General features: G+C 53.4%; 8 protein-coding genes, 1 other RNA gene and 1 pseudogene. 7 read left to right on the top strand and 3 right to left on the bottom strand.

Annotated features, from left to right (window positions below; all coding sequences use genetic code 11):
• Positions 1-72: 72 nt before the first annotated feature.
• From ACTHSL_RS02895 to mltB, 3 genes are read left to right on the top strand one after another with little or no spacing between them, the layout of a single operon-like run.
• Entirely contained in the window at positions 73-432 is a 360-nt protein-coding gene (locus ACTHSL_RS02895; RefSeq protein WP_107970534.1) for a hypothetical protein, read from the top strand.
• Between the two features lie 4 nt (positions 433-436).
• The gene (locus ACTHSL_RS02890) at positions 437-871 is read left to right on the top strand and encodes a protein YgfX (protein ID WP_070453811.1); all 435 of its coding nucleotides are present in this window, start codon (positions 437-439) and stop codon (positions 869-871) included.
• A complete protein-coding gene (gene mltB, locus ACTHSL_RS02885; RefSeq protein WP_440380268.1) occupies positions 868-1,944 on the top strand; it encodes a lytic murein transglycosylase B in 1,077 nt (358 codons plus the stop codon). The genes ACTHSL_RS02890 and mltB overlap by 4 nt, the downstream gene beginning before the upstream one ends.
• A 116-nt stretch (positions 1,945-2,060) precedes the next feature.
• On the opposite strand, the gene ACTHSL_RS02880 is transcribed toward mltB, so the two are convergent.
• Both ACTHSL_RS02880 and dld read right to left on the bottom strand, forming a co-directional pair.
• Complete coding sequence (locus ACTHSL_RS02880; protein ID WP_440380267.1) at positions 2,061-2,960, bottom strand: Dyp-type peroxidase; 900 nt, start codon at positions 2,958-2,960, stop codon at positions 2,061-2,063.
• An 84-nt stretch (positions 2,961-3,044) separates the two neighbouring features.
• A complete protein-coding gene (dld, locus tag ACTHSL_RS02875) occupies positions 3,045-4,736 on the bottom strand; it encodes a D-lactate dehydrogenase (RefSeq protein ID WP_440380266.1) in 1,692 nt (563 codons plus the stop codon).
• Positions 4,737-5,207: 471 nt separating this feature from the next.
• On the opposite strand from dld, the gene ACTHSL_RS02870 reads away from it, so the two are divergent.
• From ACTHSL_RS02870 to ssrA, 4 genes are all read left to right on the top strand, one after another.
• Positions 5,208-5,885 (top strand): response regulator transcription factor, encoded by a 678-nt coding sequence (locus tag ACTHSL_RS02870; RefSeq protein WP_003774461.1) that lies wholly within the window; start codon positions 5,208-5,210, stop codon positions 5,883-5,885.
• A gap of 19 nt (positions 5,886-5,904) precedes the next feature.
• Positions 5,905-7,308 carry a HAMP domain-containing sensor histidine kinase gene (locus ACTHSL_RS02865; protein ID WP_107918631.1) on the top strand — a complete coding sequence of 468 codons (1,404 nt, stop codon included), beginning with the start codon at positions 5,905-5,907 and terminating at the stop codon, positions 7,306-7,308.
• 254 nt (positions 7,309-7,562) lie between these two features.
• A complete protein-coding gene (gene pnp, locus ACTHSL_RS02860) occupies positions 7,563-9,668 on the top strand; it encodes a polyribonucleotide nucleotidyltransferase (protein ID WP_440380265.1) in 2,106 nt (701 codons plus the stop codon).
• Between the two features lie 151 nt (positions 9,669-9,819).
• Positions 9,820-10,182: a transfer-messenger RNA gene (gene ssrA / locus ACTHSL_RS02855) on the top strand.
• Positions 10,183-10,324: 142 nt separating this feature from the next.
• On the opposite strand, the pseudogene ACTHSL_RS02850 reads toward ssrA, so the two are convergent.
• Positions 10,325-10,711: pseudogene (locus tag ACTHSL_RS02850) on the bottom strand (site-specific integrase); the annotation flags it as partial.
• Between the last annotated feature and the right edge of the window lie 12 nt (positions 10,712-10,723).

Raw genomic sequence — 10,723 nt, 5'->3', positions numbered from 1 at the left:
CCTAACGGAAGCTTCGTTTTCAGACGGCCTGTTATCCAGTACAATCCCCTGCCTTTGTTGTAAGGAAACGATATGTATTTTGTAGACCGCAGTGCCGTGGTACTGAAACCGACGCAGAAATTCCTCGATTGGCTGAAGTCCACCGATGAAAATATGCCCGAATTGACGTTGGAGCAGATACGCAGCAACTGCTCGGTGTTTTTGGTGCCCGAATTCGATACGCCGGAAGCGGTGGTCGGCTATTTCGACGAACGTTACCGCCAAATTTTCGAAGCGGAAGTCTCTTCATGGGAGGTGCCGCAGAAGCATTGGCCGCAAGATATGGGCTTAGAGGCTTTCTGGGCGTTTTTCGATGTCGAAATCCACGATATGGTGTTGGATATGGATGATGCCGACATCAAAATCGAGCCTGTATTCGACAATATGATGTAATACCGTGCAGCCGTTTATCGTCGAAGTCAGGCCTTCGCGGATGCTGATTGTTTTGGTCGTTGCCCTGCATGTTGCTGCCATCGCCGTCTGCGGGCTGTATTTCGAAGGATGGCGGATGGCGGCAGGTTTGGCCGCTTTGGCGTTTTCGCTTCTCTACGCCTTATATGCCGGCTGCGGTTTCGGCCGTGATTCGGTTGCCCGCATCAGCATCGATGCCAAGGGCAGGGCGGCATTGCTGATGCGACGGAACCAAACGGCTTTTGAGGCCGTGCTTCTGCCGGGCAGCATGGTTCACCGCGCGGTTTGTTTTTTACACTGGCGCGTGGGCGGGCGGGTTATCCGCCAGTGCCTGCCTGCGGATGCCGCCGGACGGCAGGCTTACCGCCGCCTGACAATATGGGCGCGCTACGGCCAACCCAAACACAAGGACGGATTATGAAAAAAACACTTCCCTTATTCGCCGCCGCACTGATTCTGGCGGCTTGCAGCTCCGAGCAGAAACCTGCTTCCGAGCCTGTGGTGCGGCAAACAACCGTTACCCCCGTGCAGCAAATGCCGAAATTCGATGAGTCTGCCGCCTCCGTGTCGCTGGTGGGTTTCAACGGCAACGACAATGTGCAGCGGTTTATCGATTTTGAAGCGGCAAACGGCCGTTACAATAAAGCCGAACTCCAAGCCTTTTTTAATGGTGTGGTGTATAAACCCAATATTATCAATATCATGAATAAGCCGGGTACGTCGCGGCCGTGGTATGAATTCCAAAAAGGCAATGCGGGGGCGGCCAAAATCGCCGACGGCCGCAATTTCTATATGAAAAACCGCCAGGTCATCGACCAAGTGGCGCGAGAATACGGCGTGCCGGCGGAAGTCATTGTCGCCATCGTCGGCATCGAAACCAATTACGGCCGCAATATGGGCAGCTTCCGTTTGGCCGATTCGCTTTCTACCTTGGCTTTCGATTATCCGCGCCGTGCGGACTTCTTCCGAAAAGAGTTGCACGAACTCTTGCTGATGAGCAAAGAGGAAGATCAGGATCCGTTCTGGTTTACCGGCAGTTATGCCGGCGCGATGGGTATGCCGCAATTTATGCCTTCGAGCTACCGAAAATGGGCGGTGGATTACGACCGCGACGGACATAGGAACATTTGGGGCAGTGTGCCCGATGTGGCCGCATCTGTAGCGAATTACCTGAAATCGCACGGTTGGAAGACGGGCGGAAAAATGGTGGTTCCGGTGCTGCTCACGCCGACCCCGAAGCTTGATGCTGTTATCGAGGAAAAAACCGAGTTGAAATACACCGTCGGTCAGTTGCGCCGGATGGGGGTTGAAATCCAAGAGCCGGTGGCCGATCACGAGCGCGCGGTTTTATTCAAGCTGGAAGTATCGCCCGGCCTTTACGAATACTATATCGGCCTGAATAATTTTTATGCGGTTTGGCAGTACAACCACAGCCGGATGTATGTAACCGCCGTGCGCGATATTGCCAACGGTGTCGGTTCGGGCGGTTTGTAGGCGGTTGGATAAAGGCCGTCTGAAAAGGCAGGATCAAACAAAATCAGGACAATGCAAAGCCGCGTTGTCCTGATTTTTGTATTTGCCGTTTCAGACGGCCTCAACGTTCCGAAGCCTTACAAATCGGCCAGACGCTCGACACTCGGCGCATAGTAATAGGCACTGCGTTTGGCAGTGGACATGTGTTTCAGCAGCAGGTCGATTTTGCCGTCTTTTTCGCCGAACATAAATTTCAGCTGTTCGTCGATGTTGTGCAGGCTGGCGCAGTAGGCGATGAATTGCAGGCCGTGTTCGCCGCCGATATGGCCGAAAGGCAGGCTGCGGCGGACGATTTTCAGGCCGACGCCGTTTTCTTTGATGTTGGTACGGCCCAGGTGCGAATCGGGCAGCCGCTCTTCGCGGGGAAATTCGATGTTGTCTTCTTTGCTGCGGCCGACGGCCTGTTCTTGTTGGGCCACACCGATGCCGTCCCATTTTTTCAGGTCGTGCAGGTATTGCTGCAGCACCACATAGCTGCCGCCCGCGCTTTTCCCTTCGGCAATGATGCCGACGGAGGCGATTTTTTCGTCGCCGTGCGGGTTTTCCGTGCCGTCTACAAAGCCGTCCAGGCCGCGTTCTTCCGGCATGCGGAAGCCGTGGGTTTCGTTTTTCATTTCAACCGATTCGCCGAAGGCGGCCATCACTTTTTCCGCCAGCAGGTAGTTCAGGCCGGTATGGGCGGATTGGATGTGTATCATCAAATCGCATTGGGTGGCCGGGCACAGGCCGTTGCCCAGCGGTACGAACGGGCGGATTTCTTCGCCTTCGCCGCTGTGGTTCAGGCTGCGCCAAAAATCCGCACCGAAGGCGATGGTCATGCCCAGTTCGTGTCCGGGAAAACGGGTTTGACAGTCGGTCAGTGCGGCTAGGGCTTCGCGGCAGGCGGTTTTGACTTTCGCCGTATCGCGTACGTCGGCTTCGATGTAGATGGCGGCGGTAAAGGTTTCGGGGATGATGGCGGATTGCGGGGTGCTCATATGAGTTTCCTTTCTTTTGTTCGGTTTGTGGTGATTGAGGCCGTCTGAAAGATGGTTTTCGGTTTTTCAGACGGCCTCATTGTTTTACTCGGCCCAGTTTTTCTTCTTACTGGTTTTACCTATACCCGGATTGAAACTGTTGGTCGGGTCGAGTTTGCGGTAGAACTGCTTGAGCGCGGGTTTCGCTTCGTATAAATGGCCGACGTTGTGCTCGGCGGGATATTGCGCGCCGCGTTGGTCTAAGAGATGGAGCATTTCGTGCTCCAATGCCATGCAGTCGTTGCCTTTTTTGATGATGTAATCCTGATGGAAAACGTGGCACATGAAATGTCCGTAGTAGAGTTTGTGGATGATTTTATTGTCGATTTCCGAAGGCAGTTTTTCAAACCAGTCGCGGTCGTCGCGGCGCAGGGCGATGTCCAGCGCGACCAAGTCTTCCACTTCGTCGTCATGCACGGCACGGTAGCGGACGGCGGCGGATGCGACGGCAAAACGGTGCAGCATGGCAGCTTGGGTTTCTTCGGCGTTGCATTCGAAAAACGCGCCGCCGTGGTGGGCAAAATACTCTTTCAGGAACGCGCGCGCTTCATCGACGCCTTTTCCGCCCATTTTCAGAATCAGATGGTGTTCGTATTTGTCGCGGTAATCGCGCATGGATTTGGGCAGGTGGTCGGGCAGGAGTTTGCTGACGAACTGCATGAACTTGTCGGAAAAATGTTTGGGCAGGAAGCTGATTTTTTTGCTGAATCGGTCAACTTTGGCTTTGAAATCAAATAATTTCGGCAGTTGGTGCGTACCAAATTTTTTGATGACGTAGAACGTGTCTTTGCCGTACACTGCAGCAATATCAAAAGCATGACGGTGGATGTATTCGCCGGAAACAGGCAGGCTTTCAAATTTGCCCAAGGCGGCGCGGCGGATGTCGGTCAGTTCATTAATATCGTTGGTGCCGATGTAGAACACGGCGGTTTGCTTCTCTTGCGGGAAGGTATCCAAACGGACGGCGAAAACCATCAGTTTGCCCGCACAACCAGACGCTTCGTAATGGCGCGCCGGGTCGGCGTTGAAACGCGCGGCGGTCGGCTCGTCAACTTGGCGCACATGGTCGCAATAGGCGTGGTCGTGTCCTTTGCCTGCGTTTTGCGTGATGTCTTTTCTTTGATAATGATGGCCTTGAAGATTGGTCAGGATTTCTTCGGGAGTGTCGCCCAAATCTATGCCCAAATGGTTGATCAGCTCCAGTTTGCCCTCTTTGTTGATTTGGGCGAACAGCGCCATTTCCGTGTAGGCAGGGCCGCGCTGCACCAATGCGCCGCCGGAGTTGTTGCATACGCCGCCCAAGACGGACGCGCCGATACATGAAGAGCCGATGACTGAATGCGGTTCGCGCCCCAAAGGTTTCAGCAGCAATTCGAGCTGGTTCAGTGTCGAACCGGGCAGGCAGACGACTTGTTCGTTGTTGTTGATGGTTTGGATGATGTTCATCCGCATGGTGTTCACAATCACGATGTCGCGGTCGTAATCGTTGCCGTCGGGGGTCGAACCGCCCGTCAAACCGGTATTCGCCGCCTGCGTAATCACAATCACGTCCGCTTCCACGCAGGCCTGCAAAATTTTCCACATTTCCAGAATGGTTCCGGGGCGCACCACCGCCAACGCCCTACCCTCGCCGAAACGGTAGCCTTGGCGGTATTGTTCGGTTTTCGCGGGGTCGGTGATGATGTATTTTTCGCCGACGATGCCGGCCAGGTTTCGGGTGAGTTGCGATGCGTCCATAATTGAAGTGCCTTATTGTCTGTGATTGAGTTGAGGCCGTCTGAAAAACCTTTCAGGCGGCCTGGCGGTGCAGCAGGCATTATACTGCCGTGCCGACGGGGCGGACAAATTTAAACAGGTGATACAAGCGGGTTGAGGCCGTCTGAAAGCATTTGTACGGCGCGTGTTTTCGGGGAGGCGGGACAGTGCGGGCCAAGAAAGGCCGGAAAGGCCGTTTAAATACCGTATCCGTTGATGCTTCTATGCTGCCTGCATCGTTTGAGGTTTACCTCAGGGTATTTAACCAATTGATATTCCTATATTCCAACAATGCCTTATCGCGGAACGGCATGAAAAAATAAATGTTAAGGTGCTTGCATTATTGCAAAAAAGCGCAAACCAGGTGGCCGATATGCTATCTAAAACCGAAGTCGGCATGTTAAGATGGGAAATGTAAAGATTTTGAATCCACCAACCGCAAAGGATTAAACCATGAGCCGAGTATTATTAGTAGACGATGATGCCTTGTTGACCGAACTTCTGACCGAATACCTGACCGCGGAAGGCTTGGAAGTGCGCAGCGTGCCGGACGGCGAGGCCGGTGTGCAGGAAATCTTGTCCGGGCAGTACGACGTGGTGGTTCTCGACTCCATGATGCCGAAAATGAACGGCTTGGATGTATTGAAAACCGTGCGGGCGCAAAGCAGTATCCCAATTATCATGCTGACGGCAAAAGGCGATGATATAGACCGCATTATAGGCTTGGAGATGGGTGCGGACGATTATGTGCCGAAACCGAGTACCCCGCGCGAATTATTGGCGCGTATCAACGCCATTTTGCGTCGGGCGCAAAACCAGCACGATCAGGGCAATGCTTCCAACAGCCTGTCGGTCAGCAATGTTACCCTTTATCCGTCGAAGCGGCAGGCCACTATCGGCGACGGCCCGTTGGAATTGACCAGCACCGAATTCAATCTGCTGGAAGTGCTGATGCGCCATGCCGGGCAGGTTGTCAGCAAGGAAACCCTTTCCATCGAAGCGCTGGATCGCAAGCTGGCCAAATTCGACCGCAGCATCGATGTGCATATTTCCAGTATCCGCCACAAATTGGGCGACGCTTCATTGATTCAAACCGTGCGCGGTTTGGGCTATCTGTTTGTCAAAAACTGATTAGAAAGCCGATGCTCAGATGAAGCTGTTCCAACGTATCTTCGCCACGTTTTGCGCCGTGATTATCTGCGCTATATTCGTGGCGAGTTTTTCATTCTGGCTGGTTCAACAGTCGCAGGCCGAAAACCATTTCAACCAACAGCGTGCGATTGACGAAATCCTGCTGGCCAATGCGGTATCCGCTTTCCGTGTGCGCGGCGAGGCGGGTGCGCGCGAAATGCTGCAGGGATGGCATGAGGGGCAGGGTCCGGAAAAAATCCTCATCATCACCGGCGACGAACAGAGCGACTTGCTCGGGCGGAAAGTAGATGCCAAGCGGATTGAGAAAGCGCGGGAGTATGCGTTGGAAAATCCGGACAGTAAAAGCGTTCATTTGGAATACGGCCGCTGGGGCGAAGAATATCTGTTTTTCATCCGCAATTGGGACAGCACGGAAATCCAGCGTCGTCCGAGTCCGCTGTATATCCCCGGCCTGCCTTTGGAGCAGACGTGGCATGAAATCATCATTCTGGGATTTATTTTCCTGGTCGGTTTGGCTTTGGCCTACATTCTGGCCAACAACATCACGCGCCCCATACGCATTCTCGGGCAAGGGATGAAGCGTTTGGCGGCCGGCGAATTGGAAACGCGCATTACCCAGCTGATGGATAACCGCGACGACGAACTCTCCCAGCTGGCCATCCAGTTCGACAAAATGGCGCAGCAATTGCAACAGCTGGTGGCCAAAGAGCGGCATTTATTGCACCATGTTTCGCACGAAATGCGTTCGCCGCTGGCGCGGATGCAGGCGATTGTCGGCCTGATACAGTCACAACCGCAAAAACAGGAACAATATTTGCAGCGTTTGGAAAGCGAGCTGGTGCGGATGGACACGCTGGTAGGCGAACTGCTGACCTTGTCGCGGTTGGAAACGGCCAACGTCAAACTTGAAAAAGAGCCTTTGAAACTGGTGCCGTTTATGCGGAACCTGGTGGAAGACAGTCAGACTTTGGCGGAGAAAAACGGCCAAATCGTCGATCTGGTGATAGAAAAAATGCCCGAAGATGCCGAAATATTGGCCAATGAAAGCTACCTCTACCGCGCATTTGACAACGTAATCCGCAATGCCATGAATTACAGCCCCGAAGGCAGCACCATCAAAGTCCATATGCGGCAGGATGCGAAAAATTGGCTGATGGATGTTACCGACAACGGCCCCGGTGTGGCTGAAAACCAATTGCCGCATATTTTCACCGCTTTTTATCGCGCGGACAGTAGCGGCAACAAGCCGGGAACAGGTTTGGGACTGGCCTTGGCCAAACATATCGTCGAACAGCATTGCGGCAACATCAAGGCGGAAAATATGCAGCCGAACGGCTTGCGGGTCTGCTTTATATTTCCGAAAAAAGCCTGCAATGCCTGTATAGACCGAAACCAGAGATAGCATACAAACGGCAGGCCGTCTGAAAACCGTTAAAGTTTCAGACGGCCTTACGCTTGAACAGCCTTTTATGGCATAATCCGCCAGTTTTCAGACGGCCTTTCATTCTTCAAAAAGGCCGTCTGAAAACCAGTCGGCAACTGCCGCATTATTTCCAACCGCCGCATAGTCTGAAACCCTAACACTGCGCATTACCGTCCGGCCGAGTGTGCAGTGTTAGTGTTTTAGCTTTGCGGCTTAAACCGAAAGGACTTTACATGTTCGATAAACATATCAAAACCTTCCAATACGGAAAACATACCGTTACGCTGGAAACAGGCGAAATCGCCCGCCAAGCTGCTGCAGCGGTTAAAGTGTCCATGGGCGACACCGTTGTCTTGGTGGCCGTTACCGCCAACAAAGAAGTAAAAGCAGGGCAGGACTTCTTCCCGCTGACCGTCGATTATCTTGAGCGCACCTATGCCGCAGGTAAAATCCCCGGCGGTTTTTTCAAGCGTGAGGGCAAACAGAGCGAGAAAGAAATCCTCACCAGTCGCCTGATCGACCGCCCCATCCGTCCGTTGTTCCCCGAAGGCTTCTATCACGACATCCAAATCGTAGCCATGGTGGTTTCGCTTGATCCCGAAATCGATTCCGACATCCCCGCCATGATCGGCGCGTCCGCCGCATTGGTATTGAGCGGCGTACCGTTTGCCGGCCCCATCGGTGCGGCACGCGTCGGTTATGCAGACGGCGCATATCTGTTGAACCCGACCAAGTCCGAGCTGGAAAAATCCCAGTTGGATTTAGTGGTGGCCGGTACGGCAAAAGCCGTTCTGATGGTGGAGTCCGAAGCGCAAATCCTGCCTGAAGACGTGATGCTCGGTGCAGTGGTGTACGGCCATGAGCAAATGCAGGCCGTCATTGCCGCCATCAACGAATTGGCCGACGAAGTCAATCCCGAAGTGTGGGATTGGAAAGCACCCGAAACCAATGAAGAATTGGTGGCCAAAGTGCGTGAAATCGCAGGCGCAACCATTGCGGAAGCCTTCAAAATCCGTTCCAAACAGGCACGCAGCGCGAAAATCGCCGAAGCATGGTCGGCCGTTGAGGCCGCGCTGATCAATGAAGACACCGATACGTTGGCAGCCAATGAAATCAAAGGCATCTTCAAACATCTGGAAGCCGATGTGGTCCGCGGTCAGATTCTTGACGGACAACCGCGCATCGACGGCCGCGATACCCGCACCGTCCGCCCGATCAATATCCAAACCGGCGTACTGCCGCGCACCCACGGTTCCGCCCTGTTTACACGCGGTGAAACCCAAGCCCTTGCCGTAGCCACTTTGGGTACTTCGCGCGATGAGCAAATCATTGACGCGCTCTCCGGCGAATACACCGACCGCTTCATGCTGCATTACAACTTCCCGCCGTATTCCACCGGCGAAGTCGGCCGCATGGGTGCGCCCAAACGCCGCGAAATCGGCCACGGCCGCCTGGCGAAACGCGCATTGATTGCCGTCTTGCCTGAGCCGGAAGATTTCAGCTACACCATGCGTGTAGTATCCGAAATCACCGAATCCAACGGTTCTTCTTCCATGGCCTCCGTTTGCAGCGGCTGCTTGAGCCTGCTGTCTGCCGGCGTGCCGTTGAAAGCACACGTGGCCGGTATCGCGATGGGCTTGATTCTGGAAAACAACAAGTTTGCCGTCTTAACCGATATTCTGGGCGATGAAGACCACTTGGGCGATATGGACTTCAAAGTGGCCGGTACGACCGAAGGCGTTACCGCACTGCAAATGGACATCAAAATCCAAGGCATCACCAAAGAAATCATGCAGATTGCGTTGGAGCAGGCTAAAGAAGCCCGCCTGCACATCCTGGCGCAGATGAAAGAAGCCGTTGATGGCCCGCAGGAATTGTCGCAGCATGCCCCGCGCCTTTACACCATGAAAATCAATCCCGATAAAATTCGCGAAGTCATTGGTAAAGGCGGCGAAACCATCCGCGCCATCACTGCCGAGACCGGTACCGAAATCAATATCGAAGACGACGGCACAGTAACAATTGCCGCCACTACATCAGAAGCGGGCGAAGCAGCGAGAAAACGCATCGAAGAAATTACCGCCGAAGTGGAAGTGGGCAAGGTGTACGAAGGTACTGTGGTGAAAATCCTCGACAATAATGTCGGTGCAATCGTAACAGTGATGCCGGGCAAAGACGGTTTGGTTCATGTCAGCGAAATCGTCCACGAACGGGTGAAGAATGTCGGCGATTATCTGCAAGTCGGCCAAACGGTCAAGGTGAAGGCTTTGGCGGTGGACGACCGCGGCCGCGTGCGTTTGTCGATGAAGGCCCTGTTGGACAAACCGGCAGCAGAGTAAAGTAGTAGAGGCCGTCTGAAAAGTTTCAGACGGCCTTCTTTCAAGACGGTTTTATATTTCGAGTTGGGCAAGATTGCAGCGTAAATCCTGCTTGTTGCGGCAGAGGTGGCAGATTCTTAAAAATTCCGCTATAATCCGTCTCTCTTTATCTGGGGGCGATCTTGGTTTCGACGGGGGTTGCGAAGCAGATGCGGGCATACCGGGGTCTCAGATTTCCCGTAAAACACTGAATCTAAATAGTCGCAAACGACGAAACTTACGCACTGGCCGCTTAAGGCCTGCCGTTGCAGCAGTTGGTCAATGGGCTGTGTAGCGCAAGCTACCGCAACGTCATTTTACATTGACTGGTTTCCTATCGGGTTACTTGGTAGGGAGTAAGATTTAAGGTAACTGGTTCCTAGAAGGCCTGTCGGTCGGCATGATAGGAATAAGATTTTAAATAGACACGACTAAGTATGTAGAACGCTTTGTAGAGGACTTTCGGACGGGGGTTCAATTCCCCCCGCCTCCACCAAGATATCCGATAAGTATCCTATACTTATCTTCATTTCTGTGTTTTTTGGCACACTATTGGCACATTTCCCATCAAAAAGCTGCTCGATTTTAGACTTTTCACGCTGCTTGTCGGCTAAGTCAATCCAGCGGGAATAGTTTTCAAGTAGCATCTTCATGGTGCTGTGTCCCATCTGCCGGGCTACCCACATGGGGTTGGCTCCGGCCATGAGGTTGAGTGTGGCAAATGTATGGCGGGTGTTGTAGGGTTTCCTGTACCTTACCCCCGCTATTTTTATTGCGTGCTGCCATGGTCTCCACGGCACTTTGTCGTTCTCAAACGGGCTGCCGGTTTTCGGATTGATGAAAACGTATCCGTTTGCCAGCCCTGTTCTTTGCCATTGCCTACGTAAGGCTTCTAAGGCACGGCTATTGAGCTCGATGTCTCGATAGCTGTGGGTTTTGGTACTTTTCAGCTTGCCAGCCACGGATGCTTTGTTTACGCGCACGCACTGCCTCTGGAAGTCGATGTCCTGCCAAGTGAGAGCGATGAGCTCGCTGGT

This window comes from Neisseria sp. P0008.S010 (genome assembly GCF_051962715.1).
GTDB lineage: Bacteria > Pseudomonadota > Gammaproteobacteria > Burkholderiales > Neisseriaceae > Neisseria > Neisseria elongata.
Note: the sequence above shows the minus strand (reverse complement) of the source record. Positions and strands in the feature narration are given on the sequence as shown.